Source organism: Anaerostipes sp. Marseille-Q3525 (assembly GCF_018223505.1).
Lineage (GTDB): Bacteria > Bacillota > Clostridia > Lachnospirales > Lachnospiraceae > Anaerostipes > Anaerostipes amylophilus.
The window spans coordinates 1-17,273 of sequence record NZ_JAGTTT010000012.1 but is presented as its reverse complement, the minus strand read 5'-3'; the positions used below and the strand labels follow the sequence as shown (position 1 = coordinate 17,273).

Here is a 17,273-nt window from a genome sequence, read left to right as displayed (position 1 = left end):
TTAATTGTTCGTGTAAATCTTGTCAAACAACGCTCCATCTTCAAAATATTTCTTATAAGCCTGATCCCATCCTCCAAAATCACTGATCTTATATAATTTCATATTCAGATTAAATTTATCTTTATATTGTTTTAAGATTGTCTGATTGGATGGACGGTATCCTTCTTCGGCTGCAAGTTTCTGTGCCTTATCACTGTAGAGATATTTTAAATACTCTGTGGCGATCTTCTTTGTGCCGTTGACGTTCACATTGTCATCGACAAGACTGACACTTGGCTGTGCTAAGATACTGATACTTGGTGTAATGATCTCATACTTGCCTGGATAGTTTTTCACTGTTTGTAAGGCTTCATTTTCCCATGCGATCAGAACATCTCCTTTTTTATTCTCCACAAATGTTGTTGTAGAACCTCTGGCTCCCGAATCCATGACCGATACATTCTGATATAATTTTGTCAGAAATTGTTCTTCTTTTTTCTGGTCGCGATAGGTATCAAGTGCGTATCCATAAGCTGCTAAGAAATTCCAGCAGGCTCCTCCACTGCTCTTTGGATCTGGTGTGATAACTTCAACTCCTTTTTTGACTAGGTCATTCCAGTCTTTAATATTTTTCTTATTTCCTTTTCTTACTAAAAAGACAATTGTTGATGTATATGGTGCAGAATCATTTGAAAATCTCTTCTGCCATCCTTTGTTGATCAATCCTGTCTGCTCGATCAGTGAAATGTCATGTTCTAGGGCCAGTGTCACAACATCACCATTACTTCCTTCTACGACTGATCTTGCCTGACTTCCAGAACCACCATGGGACTGTATCACTTCTACTTTCTTACCATATTTGTTTTTATAATATTTAATAAAATCTTTATTATATTTTTCATAAAACTCTCTTGTTGGATCATAGGATACATTTGTGATCGTAAGATTTTCTTTTTTCTTACCTCCGCATCCTGCTATGGAAACCATGAGAATCATACAGAGACAGATCAGCATCATTTTCTTACTAATATTTATTTGTCTGGTTCTTTGTTGTCGTATTCTCATCGTTTTTTTCTCCTTTGTTTTGATTACATACTATTTCTGTATGTTTTATATGAATTGGATTATAGAGAATTTTTGTATACATGTCAATAAATATTGTTATAAAAAAATATAATACCTAATTCAAAGATTTTTTTATTACATGAATTTTTACGAAAAAGAGCACGAAAAAAAGACGTTTCAACATATATCTTCTATATGCCAAAACGTCTCCTATTGCTTATTATTTCATGTATTTTTGCAGATTTTTCTTTTGTTTGTCACTGATCTGATAGAAAGTCTGCTTTCCATCTTTATCTTCAATGCCAATCACTGTTTTATCTCCAAGAAGTACTTTTGTTAACGTACCACTTGTATAAAAACGATACTCATCCCATGAAGTTGTATCCTGCGCGGCATCTTTTCCAGATAACTTTTTTGCTTTCCTAACAATCTTAGAAACTTTGATCGCTGTATCATTAAATTTCATTTTTTTATCTGTTACAATGATCTGTGCATCAGCAATTCTTGCTGCGACATTGCTGTAATTCTTCTGCTCTGCGGCATCGATCAGCGCATCTCCAACGGTTGAAGCACCATTATATGCATAGACATTCTCTGGAATCTCATCAAACACAATATAGCTGTCGCCATATACTTTGAACTCGAATGTTGTGTTATCTTCATCGATCAATGCATAAGAATAACTTTGTTTATACTGCTTCTCTACATCGGTTGGTGTAATTCCGATCATTCGATTGCATCCTGTCACAATCTTCTTTACATATTTGCAGACAGGAATATTCGTTACTGCAAAGCTCTGATTCTTGATCGTATTCGTTGCAAAATCAACTTTAATGATCCTGCTGTCTTTCACTTTGCTTTTGTACTCTGCAATCTTTTGGTCTCCGGAAGTTGCATGAATGGCTTTGATCTTCTTATTCAGTGAACTTGTTTTTTTCTTTTCTTCTTTTAACTGAACAGACAGTTTATCTCTCTCATCCTTAAGACTCTGATAATATTTGGATTCCACAACCGAATCTTTTGACGGCTTAAAACATCCTGTCATCATCACACTGCTCATTACGATAACTGCTGCTGTCAGTATATATTTAGCACCTTTCATATGGTTTCCTCCATTACAGGCCTTATCGTTTTTCGGCAATTTCTCCTGCTTTTTTATAGATGCTGTTTGGTGCGATACATCCACGTACCATAGACAATGGATAAATATTTGTATCATGCCCAACAATAGACCCAGGATTCAGGATTGTTCCACATCCCACTTCAACGCGGGAACTTAAGATTGCTCCAATCTTTTTTCTTCCTGTTTCAATCTTTTCCTCTCCATTTTTGATCACAACATTTGTCTTGTCGGATTTTACATTCGATGTGATAGATCCTGCTCCCATATGAGATTTATATCCTAAAATAGAATCCCCAACATAATTATAATGAGGTACCTGAACATTATTAAACAAAATATCATTCTTGATCTCTGTAGAATTTCCTACCACACAGCCTGCACCGATCAATGCATTTCCTCTGATAAATGCTCCTGGGCGCACTTCTGTATCTGGTCCGATGATCGCTGGCCCATTGATCGTTGCTGTCTTAGCAATTGTTGCACTTTTGGCGATCCATACGTCTTCTTCCACCTGATCATATTCATCTGCTGATAATGTTGGTCCAACTTTCAGCACAAAATCTTTGATCAAGGGAAGAATCTCCCATGGATAAGTTGTCTGTTCAAATAATTCTGTTGCAATTGTCTGATCTAAATCCTGAAAGAATTCTTTGTTTGTTAATTCTACCATCTGACTTACCTCTTTCTGTTCTTATTATTTGTTTCAATCCACGGTCGGTAATTTTATCGAGTCCGACACAACATATAGATTCCTTACTTAATCATTTGAAATCCAACTCAATCGGACAGTGATCTGATCCCATCACATCTGTTAAGATCTTTGCATCACTGATCCGTTCTTTTAAACACTCTGATACAATGAAATAGTCGATACGCCACCCTGCGTTATTCTTTCTCGCATTGAAACGGTAAGACCACCAGGAATAGATTCCTGTCTGGTCTGGATATAAATAACGAAAGGTATCGATAAATCCATTATCAAGAAGTGTACTCATCTTTTCTCGTTCTTCATCTGTAAAACCAGCATTTTTGCGGTTTGTTTTTGGATTCTTAAGATCGATCTCTGTATGGGCAACATTAAGATCGCCACAAAAGATCACAGGCTTTGTCTCCTCTAACTTCTTCAGATAAGCAAGAAAATCCTCTTCCCACTTCATTCGATAAGACAGTCTTGCCAGTTCACTTTGTGAATTTGGTGTATACACTGTAATAAAGTAATAATCTTCAAACTCCAGTGTGATCACACGTCCTTCCTGATCATGTTCTTCGATTCCAAGACCATAAGAAACGCTGATTGGTTCTTCTTTCGTAAAAATACCTGTTCCTGAATATCCCTTCTTCACTGCATAATTCCAGTACTGATGATATCCTGGAAGCTCAAGATCAAGCTGCCCTTCCTGCATCTTACTTTCCTGAATACAGAAAATATCAGCATCTGCCTCATTGAAAAAATCTAAAAATCCTTTCTTCACACATGCTCTGATTCCATTGACATTCCATGATATGAATTTCATCTAATTTCCTCCACGTCTCTTGTTATAAAAAAACATAATCACTCCTGCTGCAACGATCACACAATATCCGATAAAGCTCAACAAATCTGGAAGCTGTCCAAAGAACAAAAATCCAAGAACTGCCGAAAACATGATCTGTGTGTAATCATAAACAGAAATCTCTCTTGCTGGTGCATAAGTATAAGCTGCTGTGATACCGAACTGTCCACCTGCTGCCGCAAGTCCTGTCAATAACAGGAAGATCATCTGCTGTGTAGAGATTGGATGAAAATCAACGATCAGATATGGAACACATGCAAGCATGGAAAATGTTGAGAAGAAAAATACGATCATTGGACCTTTCTCTCCTCGAAGTCCTAGTTTTCTTACACAGGTGTATGCAAAACCTGCACACATTCCTCCGGCAAAACCAATAACTGCTGCTGGTGTTACTCCAGTCGCAAAACTTGGTTTCACAATAAATAAGCTTCCGACAAATGCTGCAATAACGCAGGCACACTGTGTCGGTGTAATCTTCTCTTTCAGTACTAAATAAGAAAATACGATAACAAAAAATGGCGATAACTTATTCAGACTGGAAGCATCTGAAAGCATCAGGTGATCTACCGCATAAAAGTTGCAGAAAATACCTAAGGTCCCAAAAAGGGACCTTAGAATAAACCAATGCAAATTTCTTTTCTGAATCTGAATCTTTTCCTTACTGCGAATAAGCATCACAAATGCGATGACTGATGCAACTAAATTACGGAAAAAACTCTTCTCAATCGATGGAAGATCCCCAGCCATCTTTAAAAACATTGCCATTAGGGCAAAAGAACAAGATGACAGTATGATGCATAAAATTCCTCGATTCTTATCTTTCATAACAAGATTATACTCTTGAAGAATATTCTCCAGTTCTTGTATCGATCTTTAACGTATCACCTTCGTTAACGAATAATGGTACCATTACCTGCGCACCTGTTTCAACGATACATGGTTTTGTAGCACCCTGTGCTGTGTTTCCTTTTTCTCCTGGTTCACATTCTGTAACAAGTAATTCTACAGAAATAGGTGGTTCAACCTGGAATGCATTTCCTGCGTGGGAAACGATTGTAACGTTCTCATTCTCTTTTACGAATTTTAAAGAATCTCCGATAACATCTGGTCCTAATGCGATCTGATCAAATGTTTCGTTATCCATGAAGTAGAATAATTCTCCATCATTGTACAGATACTGCATCTCTTTACGTTCGATATGAGCGTTTTCAAATTTTTCTGTTGGACGGAATGTTTTTTCAACAACTCCACCGTTCTTGATATTTTTTAATTTACAACGTACGAACGCTGCTCCTTTTCCAGGTTTTACATGCTGGAATTCGATAATCTGGTAGATGTTATTCTCGAACTGAATTGTTAATCCATTCTTAAAATCTCCTGCTGTAACCATATTATAATTGTCCTCCTTAAATTATATCTTTTTTTATTTTATCTTAAATCCATAGTTGAATCAACTATTTATTTGCTAATTTATAGATTTCGTATATATCATTCTCATTACAAACCTTAAATGATCCAATCGTTCTGGTTCCTTCATAAGAACATCCATGCGCCATTTTCTTCACTTCTTCGTCTGTTTTTAAGCCGATCTCTGTTGCTTCGCTGAAACTTGTCGGCATATCAAGTGATGCAAAATATGCGACTGTTTTCTTGATTCCTTCCTGAGCTGCTTTCACATCGTCTGCTTCTTCAACATTCCAGACTCTTCTTGCATACTGGGCAAATCTTGCTGGTTTCGCATCATATACATAAGCTGCCCAAGCGCCCCACACAGTAGATAAACTTGCTCCATGTGCAATGTCAAACTTCGCACTTAACTCATGTCCTAACTGATGAACTGCAAAATCTTTCTCAGCTCCAAGACCTGTGATTCCGTTATGTGAAAGGCTTCCTGCCCACATGATCTCACTCATCGCATTGTAATCATGAGAGTCTTTGATCGCAACAGCACCATTCCTGATCACGGTACGAAGTAATCCTTCTGCGATCTCATCTGTCAATTCATTATTCTCTGTCTGAGTAAAATAACGATCCAATGTATGCATCATAATGTCTACAACCCCACATCCAACCTGATATTTTGGTAATGTGTATGTAAGTTCAGGATTCATGATCGCAAATGCCGGACGATTAAAATCTGTAGAAAGTCCTCGTTTGATCTTAGTATCCTCATTCGTAAGAACTGCTGAATCACTTGTCTCACTTCCGGCTGCTGCCAGCGTAAGTACAACTCCGACTGGAAGGGATTTCGTAACCGTCTGCTTCTTAGACCAGAATTCCCAGATATCTGTCTCTGGATTGGCAGTTCCATGTGCAACAGCCTTTGAAGTATCAATGACACTTCCACCTCCGACTGCCAATACAAAATCTGTTCCAAACTCAATGGATTTCTTTACTGCCTCTCTTGCAAATGACAGCCTCGGATTCGGTTTTACTCCTCCGATCGTCATATAATCAAGCCCAGCTTCCTGTAATGATGCTGTAACCTGATCTAACAGTCCGCTTCTTACAACACTTCCTCCACCATATACAACAAATACTTTGGTTGCTCCAAGGCTCTTAGCAAGCTCTCCTGCCTGTTTCTGAGTCTCTTTACCAAAAATAATCCTTGTTGGTGTGTACTGAGTAAATCCATGCATTGCTTCTTCCTCCATCTGATCTTGAAAATGATATATATGTTTCTTAGTTATCGTCTCTTGTTAGCTTTACGACGATCTCTTCAGCAATCTCTTCTACTGTCTTATGATCTGTATTCACTACAACGTCTGCAGCTGCTTCGTATTTTGGACGACGCTGCTCCATCATATTAGAGATAAACTCTGTATTCTTATTACCACGTAATAATGGTCTGTCATCACTGTCTTTGACACGCTCTAAGATCACTTCTGGTGATGCTGTTAATAAAACAACCTTTCCATTCTTCTTCATTTCTGCAACGTTCTCATCACGAAGTGCGACACCTCCACCGCAGGAAATGATCTGATTGTTCTTCTTCTGAAGTTCGATCAACAGGTTTGTCTCACAGTTTCTGAAATATGTCTCTCCATATTCTTCAAAAATCTTATTGATAGACATTCCTTCTTTCTTCACGATCTCTTCATCCATCTCTACCTGTGGGGATGCAAGGATCTTACTTAGATATGTAGAAACAGTACTCTTACCTGCTCCCATAAATCCGATCAATAAGATGTTATGTGTAAATAATGTCTTTGCCTGAATTCTTCTGCTATTTTCTACAATATAATTGAATATATCAAGAATCTCATCCTTATAGGTATTCTCATCCACATGTGTGAGCAGCATCTTACGCTGTCTCTTTTCCTGTTCTGGCTGAAGGATTGGCAATCCGTTCTCTTTCTTGTAGACCATGATCTCTTTGATGATATCCATTCTCTCTTCTAATACAGAGACAATCTTCTTATCACACAGATCTAATCTCTCTCTAATCTCTTCTAACTGACTCATCTTCTTGTTCTTTCCTTTTCTATACTAAATGTTCCCATACTTCTCAGATAACAAAGTGTGGTCTTGTTCAGTATATCATACATTCCTGTATTTTTTCAATTCATTGCCTTCATAATTTAGGCAAATTCACTTTGCTTTGTGATAAATGAAATAAAATCTTTCACAACCGGTGTCAGATATTTATCTTTCTTTAATACAAGATAAATGTATCGTTCAATTTCTGGTGATATAATTGGGCGGATACAGACATCCATCGTATCAAGCAGCGGAATCTTTGGCACGATCGCAATTCCAAATCCTGCTGCGACAAGTCCTGCAACCGATGAATCTTCTTCTCCTTCATATGCAATTGCCGGCTGTCTTTTAATTTTTGAAAAGTAACTGTCGATTACCGGTCTTAATCCACTATTTCTTGTAAAATACACATAATCATACTCAACCGTATCTATAAGATCGATCTCTTCTTTCTCTGCCAATGGATGTCCTTTTGGCGTGATAAGAACCAATTCTTCCTGTCCTACCGGAATAAACTCGAGTTCATCCTCTCCTTCTACATAAGAAGAAAATGCGAGGTCATATTTCCCATCCTTTAATTCTTCTACGATTTTTTTCGTTGTTCCCTGTCCAAAAGAGAATCTGATATGATTTTCTCCTTTTTCTTCAAGATAGCTTTTGATCAGATTCGGAATAAAGTGACTTCCCAGTGTAAAAATATACCCCATATCAATAAATCCGCCGCTGATTCCTGAAGTTTCTGTCAAAACTCTTCTTCCTTCATCCAGCATATCAAGAGATTGTTCTACATATCGTAAAAATAAAGCTCCATATTTTGTTAATTTTGCATTTCTTCCCTGTTTTTCGAATAATTTTACCCCTAATTCACCCTCAAGACATGAAATTGCATGACTTAAACTTGGCTGTGTAATTGACAGCATATCAGCAGTTCTCGTATAGTGTTCTTCCTTTGCTAATGCCCGAAAATAGTATAAATGATTCAAATTCATAATCTATGATCTCCCAATCCATAAAATTTATTTATAGATAGTATACCACATTCTTCATTGCATTTATATATTCACTTTGCTATAATTATTCTTAGAAAACTATTAAACATATTGGAGGATCATAATTATGGCAGCAAAGAATTTCCGTAAATTATTTGAACCGTACACAGTAAAATCTATGACATTAAGAAATCGTATTGTCATGACTCCCATTGGAACAAATTTTGCTGAGCATACCGGAGAAGTAAATGAGAGAATCATTGATTATTATAAACAGCGTGCAAAAGGTGGAACTGGTCTGATCACTATTGAAGCAGCAAGCGTTTATTCACCACAGGGTGCAAGCGGTGCTTATCAGCTTCGTATTGACCATGACAATTACATTCCTGGTCTTTACAGATTATGTGAAAGCATTCATGACTGTGGGTCTAAAGTCAGCATCTTATTAAACCATGCTGGATCTGCAGCCAATGGTAAGATGACAAACATCCAGCCAGTATCTGCATCTGATATTCCATCAAGAGTTGGCGGAGATATCCCAAGAGCTTTAACAACAGACGAAATTTATACAATCGTTGACAAATTTGCCGAAGCAGCAAAACGTGCAGTTACAGCAGGATTTGATGCTGTTGAGATTCAGGCTGGACATGGTTACTTATTGAACCAGTTCTTATCTCCAACAACAAATGACCGTACTGATGAATTCGGTGGATCTAAAGAGAATCGTGCACGTTTCACTACATTAGTATTAAAAGCTGTTCGTGAGACAGTTGGTGAAAATATTCCTATCTTCTTAGGAATCAGTGCTGATGAACTTGCTGAAGGTGGTAACACATTAGATGATACATTAGAGATCGTTGAATATTTCAAAGATTATGTTGATGTATTTGATGTTTCTGCTGGACTTACATGTTCTATCCAGTACCAGTATGATGCAGATTACCTTCCAGATGGATGGAAATCTTATATGTCAAAAGCTATCAAAGAAAAGACTGGAAAACCTTGTCAGACAAGTGGTAATATCCGTGAGCCAGAAGTTGCAAACCGTATTCTTGAAGATGGCGAAGCAGATCTGATCGCTATCGGACGTGGACTGATTGCTGATCCTGAATGGGTAAACAAAGTTCAGTTTGGTAACACAGATGATATCAATCGTTGTATCTCTTGCAACAATGGATGTACAGCAACATTAGGTGATGAACCTATCCGATGCAGCATTAACCCTGCTCTTGTTTCAGGTTCCTTATATAAAGACAAGAAATTAAAGAAACCATGTAACGTTGTCGTTGTCGGTGGTGGTACTGCTGGTCTTGAAGCTGCATGTACAGCTGCTGAAGTTGGATGTGCAACTGTTCTGATCGAGAAGTCAGGAGAACTCGGTGGACTTGCCAGACGTGTAGGAAAAATGCCTAACAAACAGCGTCTTGGATATTTCCCACAGTACTTAGAACGTCGTGCGATGAAACTTAAGAACCTGTTTATCTGTAAGAATACAGAAGCTTCTATCGAATTTATCGAAGGTTTCAAACCAGATATCGTTGTTAACGCAACAGGATCCGTTCCTCTTCTTCCAAATATCCCTGGATTAAAGGAGAACTTAGAAGCAGGAAATGTATCTACGATCTTTGATCTGGTAGATCACGTAGATTCCTATCCAGGAGATTTATCTGGTAAGAAAGTTGTTGTGATCGGTGGTGGTAACGTAGGACTTGACGTTGTTGAATTCTTTGTTCCTAGAAAAGCTGATGTAACAATCGTTGAACAGAAAGCACATTTTGGTGAGAACCTTGACTTTATTACTAAGACTGGTTCTATCGAATTCATGAACAAGAACAAAGTAAATCAGTATCCTAATGCTTCTTTATTAGAAGTAAAAGAACACAGTTTCGTTGTAAGACACGACTATAAAGATCTTGAATTAGACTTTGATTATGGATTTGTATGTCTTGGAATGCAGTCTGCAACTCCTTCTCTTCAGGAATTATACAACCACTTCATTTATGAAGGTGTTGAAGTACTTAACATCGGTGACAGTGCTCAGACACGTCGTATCATCGAAGGCGTGAAAGAAGGTCGTGACATCTTAGTTGCATTAGAGCGTCAGGATTTTATCTAAAAAGTTTTGATTTAAAATAAAATAAATTAACATAAAAATACAGGTTAGAAACTTAAAATCTAGCCTGTATTTTTATTATATTCATTTTTAGTGTTTTTTCTTACGATATTGCCATAATACGATCTTCTCAAAATAACGCTTTATGACGATCTGAATCTCTTCTTTCGGATTCATCGGTGTTACAAGAATACTATGTATACCTGTTCTGTTTGCTCCATAAACGTCTGTAAACAACTGATCTCCAACGAAGAATGTATTCTTCTTATCCGTTCCCATCAATTTCATTGCTGTCTCATATCCTTTGATCGATGGTTTATTTGCTTTGTATACATAATGTTTTCCACCGACTGCCTTGCAGAACGCTTTCACTCTTGGTTCTTTGTTGTTACTTGTAAAACAATACTGCATCCCAATCGCATCCAGTCTCTTAAATAACTTCTTTGCACGTTCATCTGCTGGTGCATTGTGTGGTACTAACGTATTATCGACATCGAAGATGACTCCTCGATATCCTTCTTTGTAGTATCGTTCGAAATCAATATCATAAGTACTTCTGATATCTTCGGACGGGTAGAATTTCTGAAACATAATTTATCTTCCTTTTTATATATTCTTTTTTACATTATCCTATTCATTTTATAATACGTTTTTGCAATTGGCAAGAGAAACTATAGGCATGCAAAGAATCTGTGCATAATTTTTCAAAAATCTATGCACAGATTGTATCTTTTACTGATTTTCTGTATTTTTTAATAATACACCATATCTTAAATTGACAAATAATGCTAATAACACACCAATTGCTGTAATTACGATGTTCATAACAATAACGTTTGTAGATGTCATCTTCGCAGCTGCTGTTAAGATTGTGTAGTTACATAAGCTTGATGCGATCATAACCAAACTTGTGATCGTTCCTTTGATTTTAGGGAACAGGTCATTTACAACGGCTGTAGCCATCTGAAGTACACCACCTGCTGCTGCATATCCAATCACGAATGCTCCAACGTAGCAGATCATAGGTGTCTTGATCATATAAACTAATGCTAACATTACAAGAGAGATTGCTGGGTAGATAACCAGGAATCTTACCTGTTTGAATTTTGTGATCAATGCACTTGTTACGAATAATGCTACCATTGTACCTGCAGAATAGTATGTCTGCATAACAGATACGTTCTGAGACGGAATTTTCGCAATTTCAGTACCAAATGTCTGAGCACAGTTTAACCATAACTGGAATGTAGCTGTACTTGTGAATCCAATCAGGATTAATGCAACACTTTCAACAGAAAAATGTGCATTCTTTAAATTGTTGATCAGTGATTCTGATTTTCCACTTTCAGAAGCTGCTGGAAGTGGTGCAAAAATACATAATACTCCAAGAACAGCAATGCAAATTCCTGCTACAACTGGAAGCATTAAGTATGACATGCTTGTTCCTGCTACAACACCTAAGAAGAACGGCATTAATAACTGTGCAACAGAAATAAATAATTTGATTCCCATCGTTGCGATTCCTGTGTATTCATAGATAATCTCTGCTACTGCAGGATATGTTGCTGTATCTAAGAATGAGTTTGCAATACCACCAAGAACTGCTGCGATATAAGCAATTGTTGTATTTGGTGAGAATGCGATTCCTACTAAGAATACTACATAAGATGCGCATCCAATAATCACGGAAAAACGTCTTCCTAATTTATCAGATAAAGGTCCTGCAAATGGAAGGGAGATTAAACGTCCCAGTCCTAATGCTGCTGCGATAGACGTTACTGCCATAACATCTTTTAATCCCCACTGGCTTGCGAGCATTTCTTTTACTACCTGCTGACTTAAGATTGAGCACCCGATTCCATGAATGAAATAATTCAGGTACAAGATTAAAGCACTTGGTAAATATTTTTTATTCATTTTTAATTCCTCTCGTTGGCTATATGGTTATGATGAATCCTATTTATCTTCTCCTCTGAAGATCTCACCCATTGCTTTCACTGCTAATGAATATGCGGATGCACCCATTCCAGCGATCATTCCATGTGCAACTGGTGCAATTACAGAATGAGATCTGAAATCTTCTCTGTTAAAGATATTTGACATATGAATTTCAAGAATTGGGCATTCAAGAATCTCTAATGCGTCATGAATTGCATAGCTGTAGTGTGTCCATGCACCTGGGTTAATGATAACTCCATCATATTTTTCATAAAATACTTCATGAATCTTGTCTACCATTTCTCCTTCATGATTTGTCTGGAAATTATCAACGATAATTCCTTCTTCTTTTGCTGTTTTTTCAATTAATTGATTAATTTCATCTAGTGTAATTGTTCCATACTGTTCTGGGTCTCTTTTTCCATACATGTTATGATTTACGCTATGAAGCATCATTACTTTTTTCATTATTTTTCTCCTATTCGTTCTCTAACCAAGGTTTTTTCTCCAAAATCTCATGCAGTACATCATTTTTCGCACCGATCACTTCGATGTGGATACCGCTTGGAAGTTTGATCCAGTTATGCCCCTGTGGAAGTTCTTCCACTCCAAGAGCATATGCTTTTTCAAGTACTTCTTCTACATTATCTGTCATGATTCCAAGATGATCTGCTCTTCCTTCTACGTTCTCAAAATCTGTTTCTTCATTTAACTGAATTCCTGCATGAAGCCAGATTTTTCGATTGGGAGCCTCACCAAGAATCATTCTGACCGGCATATCAAATACTTCTTCAAAAAACTTTACATGCCATTCAATATCTGACACCTTAAGTGCCATATGTTCCAAATAAGAAGCCATACTATCCTCCTGTTATTTCTTAAGAGATGGTTCATATTCTAATAAAAATTTCTCAATTCCTTTTACACATGTAACCAATGTCTGATTGACTGGTGTTGGAATTCCAAATTTCTTTCCCCATTCCACAACAGAACCATTGATAAAATCAATTTCTGTTGGGCGTTTTAATTCAAGACTCTGTAAAATAGATGTCTTGAATGTTCCTGGAAGTCCTTCACTTGCTGCATACCAAGGGTATTCTGGATCCTCAGATTTTAATTTAACTCCTGCTGCTTTGGCAACATCGATTCCTTCCTGAATCGCAGCAACGGCTGTTTCTTTGATATATTCTTCCTCATAAAGTGGTCCGTAAGGAAGTCTCGTGATACCACAAAGTGCTCCTGCTGCCACATTGATCAAAAGTTTATCCCAGATCAGTCCTTTGATGTTATCACTGACTTCACATAATAAGCCTGCTTTATTAAATTCATCACAAACGGCCTGAATTCGATCTGTGATCTCTCCTGTCAGTTCTCCGATATATGTGTATTTTCCTTTGACTCCGGCACTTACATATCCAGGGCTTAATAATCTTCCGCCAACATATGTTTTACCACTGATCACATTGGCTTCTCCAACAACTTCTGCGATTGTCTCTTCATTTCCAAGCCCATTCTGCAGTGACATAACTAATGTATTCTCACCGATCACATTTGTCTCTTTTAACTGGGAAACTGCTTCTTTTGTTGCAAATGATTTTACTAAAACAATGACAAGGTCCACAGGTCCAATGCCTTCTGCAGTTGTTCTTGCATCAACTTTTACATACCAGTCTTCTTTTTCGTCTGTCATTTTCAGACCATTTTCATTGATCTTATCAATATGTTCTTTCCACTGATCAACAAAGTATACTTCAGATCCACCCTGTGCAAGTGTTCCACCAATCGTACTTCCAAGGGAACCTGTACCTAACATACAAATCTTCATAGTTCTTTTTCTCCTTCAATATAAACTGCAGAAATACTATTTATCCTCTTCTAATGGGAAGAATTTTAAGATATGTGTTGCTGCTAATACGATATCTCCATGCTGATTGAATACTTCCAGTTTAGAGAATGTCTTATTTGTCTCTTCTTCGATACGGTCTACTGTGTATTTACATGTTAAAGTATCACCGAAGAATACTGGTTTGATGAAACGTAATCTGTCATATCCATAAGATGCACTTGGAACTGGAGATTTTACCTGCTCCTGAATCTTTGTTGAAGCTGTACATCCGATTGCAAATGTTAAAATACCATGTACGATTCTTGTTCCATACATTGTTTTCTTCATGAATTCTTCATTAAAATGCATCTGGCTGTAATCTGCTGTGATGCCACCGAATAAATATACATCTGTTTCTGTGACTGTTTTTGTAAATTCTGCTGTGTCTCCTACATGTAATGGAATTTCTACTTTTTTAATGTTACTCATAATCTTGATTCTCCTTTATATTTTGATTTTGTTAGGTTTTTATATTTTATTTGAAAGACTGATTCATGAATTCTTCACGAATGTTCATCTTTTCGTCTTTAAAGATTCGCTCATCCATCTGTTTTAACTCTTTGGAAATGATCGGCTTAAATCCCATCTGTGCAATGATGTCTTTTTCAACATCAATTCCTGGAGCTAGTTCTGTTAATACGACCCCTTCTTCTGTTAGTTCAAAAACTGCACGTTCTGTGATATAAACAACTTTCTGCCCTTGTTTTAATGCCTGTTCTCCGCTAAATGTAATCTCTTCACATTCTGGAATCATCTTTTCAAATCTTCCTTCCTGTGCTACTTTGATCTGACCATTTCCGACTTCAGTTTTCAAACCACCAGCTCGTAATGTTCCACAGAGAACAACTTTTTTAGATCCAGAGCAAATGTTGACAAATCCGCCAGTTCCCATGATCTTTCCATTAAACTTATGCACATTTACATTTCCTTTGGCATCAAGTTCTGCAAAACTTAAGAAGGCAACATCCAGTCCGCCACCATCATAAAAATCAAACTGTGCCGGCATATCCATCAATGCTTTGGAATTAATACTTGCTCCAAAGAAGATTCCCTGTGCTGTTGCTCCTCCAACTGGTCCTGTCTCTACCGTTAAAGTAAATTCTTCACCAACGCCTTCTTCTCTTGCAACGGTTCCAATTCCATCGGCAATTCCAACTCCGACATTTCCAACATTCCCAGGTCCGATTTCCATTAATGCTCGCCTTGCAACGACTTTTCTCTGGTCTAATGGAAGGGATGCATTGTCATCTTCCTCTGCAATATAATCTCCTGTAAAGAATGCATCGGAACCATTATATAACTGTTCCTGTTTTTCATTGATCACAACGATATCTACTAAATATCCCGGAACTTTTACCTGTCTTGGATGAATCGTTCCTGCTTTTACCATTCGTTTTGCCTGTAAGATGACAAGTCCACCATTGTTATGGACCGCCTGTGCCATCGCAAGAACATCAACATATGTGATCTCATCTTCCATGGATGCATAACCATCGCTGTCAACCGTTGTTGCACGGATAAAGCAGACGTCCAATGGAACAGTTGGATAGAATAAATATTCTTTTCCATTCAATGTTGTATACTTGATCAGATCTTCTTTGGTCACATCATTTAACTTTCCACCCTTTTGTCTTGGATCTACAAATGTGTTTAATCCAACATGAGATAATAATCCAGGCTGTCCAGCTGCCGCTGTTCTTAACAGCTGTGCCATGATTCCCTGTGGAAAATTATAAGCTTCGATCTCATTTCGCTCTGCCATCTCTGCAAGTCTAGGTGACTGTCCCCAGTGACCACCGATCACTCGTTTTACAAGTCCTTTCTTTGCAAGTGGTGACATTCCTCGGTCATTTCGATCTCCTAATCCAGTGGCATGCCAAAGTGTCAGATCTTTTGGTTCTCCAGTTTCTTCGTATCTTTCACTTAATGCATGAATCAATACTTCTGGATCAACAATTCCTCCACCAGCTCCACAGATTGCTACGCTGTCATTATCTTTAATATATGTTACTGCCTCTTTTGCTGTCATTACAGGAACTTTTGTTCCTTTTCTTTCTGGTTTTCTCATCTTTAAAACCTCCTGTTTTCTATACTTAAATTCTACCAAATATCTTGTTTTTTGAAAGAATGTATCCTGTTGTACTTTATAACTATCTTGTTTTATTTTTATGGTTAATATATAATAAATGCATATATAATGCTAAATTTTAAAATTATCTTGTTTTATTATGAAATTATCTTGTATTTATAGGAGAAATTATTATGTTTTTAGAAGAATACCCACAGCAGACTAAACCACCCGTTTTTGAAAATGATCAGTATGCAAAGATTACTCGTCTGTCCCATACTTACAATAATCCAAACTGGAGTTATCAATACCACCTTCACAAAAATGAAACAGAATTTATTTATATTGCAGGCGGCAAAGGAACGTTCAGCATTAACACAAACTTTTATCATGTCTCCAAAGGCGATATCCTGATCGTAGAAAAAGGAGCGATCCATTCTCTGATTTCAGATAAGGATGCTCCTCTTGACTGCTGGACTTGTGCCGCATATGATTATAAACTTTGTGACCGGATCTATGTTGGCTTTATGCTGCCTGCAAATGTCTGCCCACATATGAAAGCAGGGATTCATGAGCCATTGATCCAGTCTATTTTTCATGAACTTAATCTGCTTCGTACTTTCCCATCCAACACAAGAATCTCTACTTCTGATATCTTAGGAACTGCTCTTGTTAATATTTATTATGAGATTTTTCGTGAGAATCCAACGATGGAACGAAGAAAAGATTCTTCCTTCGCACAGAATATTTTGATCTATGTCAATGAAAATTATAACAAAAAAATAACTTTAAAGCTGCTTTCTGAGCATTTTCATATCAGTGCCGATTATATCAGTCATGAATTTCGTAAAATCTATGGAATCTCTCCGATCAATTATGTGATCGACCGCAGATTAAACGATGCAAAATGGCTGCTGATCAATACCGACAAATCCCTTGTCTCTATCTCTGAAAAAGTTGGTTATGAAAATACCAGTTATTTTTCTAAATTATTTGAAAAGCGGATTCATTATTCTCCCCTTGAATTTCGTGAAAAATATAAAAAATAATCTATATTTTTGCATACAAAAAGAAGCATGT

18 protein-coding genes are annotated in these 17,273 nt (G+C 37.2%); 2 read left to right on the top strand and 16 right to left on the bottom strand.

The genetic code is table 11. The features are described 5' to 3' along the window. From KE503_RS07260 to KE503_RS07220, 9 genes are all read right to left on the bottom strand, one after another. Entirely contained in the window at positions 1-1,044 is a 1,044-nt protein-coding gene (locus KE503_RS07260; protein ID WP_283093050.1) for a sulfate ABC transporter substrate-binding protein, read from the bottom strand. A 220-nt stretch (positions 1,045-1,264) separates the two neighbouring features. Next, positions 1,265-2,146: a hypothetical protein gene (locus KE503_RS07255; RefSeq protein ID WP_212384862.1), complete on the bottom strand. Its 882-nt coding sequence runs from the start codon at positions 2,144-2,146 to the stop codon at positions 1,265-1,267. A 22-nt stretch (positions 2,147-2,168) separates the two neighbouring features. Beyond that, positions 2,169-2,837, bottom strand: coding sequence for a hypothetical protein (locus tag KE503_RS07250; protein WP_022374830.1), 669 nt, complete (start codon positions 2,835-2,837; stop codon positions 2,169-2,171). Between the two features lie 91 nt (positions 2,838-2,928). After that, on the bottom strand, positions 2,929-3,681 hold the full coding sequence (xth, locus tag KE503_RS07245; RefSeq protein ID WP_212384861.1) for an exodeoxyribonuclease III: 753 nt from the start codon (positions 3,679-3,681) through the stop codon (positions 2,929-2,931). Beyond that, on the bottom strand, positions 3,682-4,545 hold the full coding sequence (locus KE503_RS07240; protein ID WP_212384860.1) for a DMT family transporter: 864 nt from the start codon (positions 4,543-4,545) through the stop codon (positions 3,682-3,684). 7 nt (positions 4,546-4,552) lie between these two features. After that, entirely contained in the window at positions 4,553-5,110 is a 558-nt protein-coding gene (gene efp / locus KE503_RS07235) for an elongation factor P (RefSeq protein WP_008391359.1), read from the bottom strand. 64 nt (positions 5,111-5,174) lie between these two features. Continuing rightward, entirely contained in the window at positions 5,175-6,359 is a 1,185-nt protein-coding gene (locus KE503_RS07230; RefSeq protein ID WP_249183000.1) for an iron-containing alcohol dehydrogenase, read from the bottom strand. A 43-nt stretch (positions 6,360-6,402) separates the two neighbouring features. Beyond that, positions 6,403-7,185 (bottom strand): shikimate kinase, encoded by a 783-nt coding sequence (locus KE503_RS07225; protein WP_212384858.1) that lies wholly within the window; start codon positions 7,183-7,185, stop codon positions 6,403-6,405. A 116-nt stretch (positions 7,186-7,301) separates the two neighbouring features. Continuing rightward, entirely contained in the window at positions 7,302-8,189 is an 888-nt protein-coding gene (locus tag KE503_RS07220; protein ID WP_212384857.1) for a LysR family transcriptional regulator, read from the bottom strand. Between the two features lie 127 nt (positions 8,190-8,316). On the opposite strand from KE503_RS07220, the gene KE503_RS07215 reads away from it, so the two are divergent. Then, positions 8,317-10,305: an oxidoreductase gene (locus tag KE503_RS07215; protein WP_212384856.1), complete on the top strand. Its 1,989-nt coding sequence runs from the start codon at positions 8,317-8,319 to the stop codon at positions 10,303-10,305. Positions 10,306-10,392: 87 nt separating this feature from the next. Here the strand turns inward: KE503_RS07215 and KE503_RS07210 are convergent, their stop codons facing one another. The 7 genes from KE503_RS07210 to KE503_RS07180 form a co-directional block, all read right to left on the bottom strand. Then, the gene (locus KE503_RS07210; protein ID WP_212384855.1) at positions 10,393-10,893 is read right to left on the bottom strand and encodes a YqeG family HAD IIIA-type phosphatase; all 501 of its coding nucleotides are present in this window, start codon (positions 10,891-10,893) and stop codon (positions 10,393-10,395) included. A gap of 141 nt (positions 10,894-11,034) precedes the next feature. After that, a complete protein-coding gene (locus tag KE503_RS07205; RefSeq protein WP_212384854.1) occupies positions 11,035-12,219 on the bottom strand; it encodes an MFS transporter in 1,185 nt (394 codons plus the stop codon). 39 nt (positions 12,220-12,258) lie between these two features. After that, the gene (gene aroQ / locus KE503_RS07200) at positions 12,259-12,708 is read right to left on the bottom strand and encodes a type II 3-dehydroquinate dehydratase (protein WP_212384853.1); all 450 of its coding nucleotides are present in this window, start codon (positions 12,706-12,708) and stop codon (positions 12,259-12,261) included. A 10-nt stretch (positions 12,709-12,718) separates the two neighbouring features. After that, entirely contained in the window at positions 12,719-13,099 is a 381-nt protein-coding gene (locus KE503_RS07195) for a VOC family protein (protein ID WP_212384852.1), read from the bottom strand. Between the two features lie 12 nt (positions 13,100-13,111). Next, the gene (locus tag KE503_RS07190) at positions 13,112-14,065 is read right to left on the bottom strand and encodes a ketopantoate reductase family protein (RefSeq protein WP_212384851.1); all 954 of its coding nucleotides are present in this window, start codon (positions 14,063-14,065) and stop codon (positions 13,112-13,114) included. A gap of 36 nt (positions 14,066-14,101) precedes the next feature. Then, complete coding sequence (locus tag KE503_RS07185; protein ID WP_117945008.1) at positions 14,102-14,554, bottom strand: MaoC family dehydratase; 453 nt, start codon at positions 14,552-14,554, stop codon at positions 14,102-14,104. Positions 14,555-14,600: 46 nt separating this feature from the next. Further along, positions 14,601-16,193 (bottom strand): acyl CoA:acetate/3-ketoacid CoA transferase, encoded by a 1,593-nt coding sequence (locus KE503_RS07180; protein ID WP_212384850.1) that lies wholly within the window; start codon positions 16,191-16,193, stop codon positions 14,601-14,603. Between the two features lie 194 nt (positions 16,194-16,387). Here KE503_RS07180 and KE503_RS07175 point away from each other — a divergent pair, with 194 nt between their 5' ends. Then, a complete protein-coding gene (locus tag KE503_RS07175; protein WP_212384849.1) occupies positions 16,388-17,242 on the top strand; it encodes an AraC family transcriptional regulator in 855 nt (284 codons plus the stop codon). Positions 17,243-17,273 lie beyond the last annotated feature (31 nt).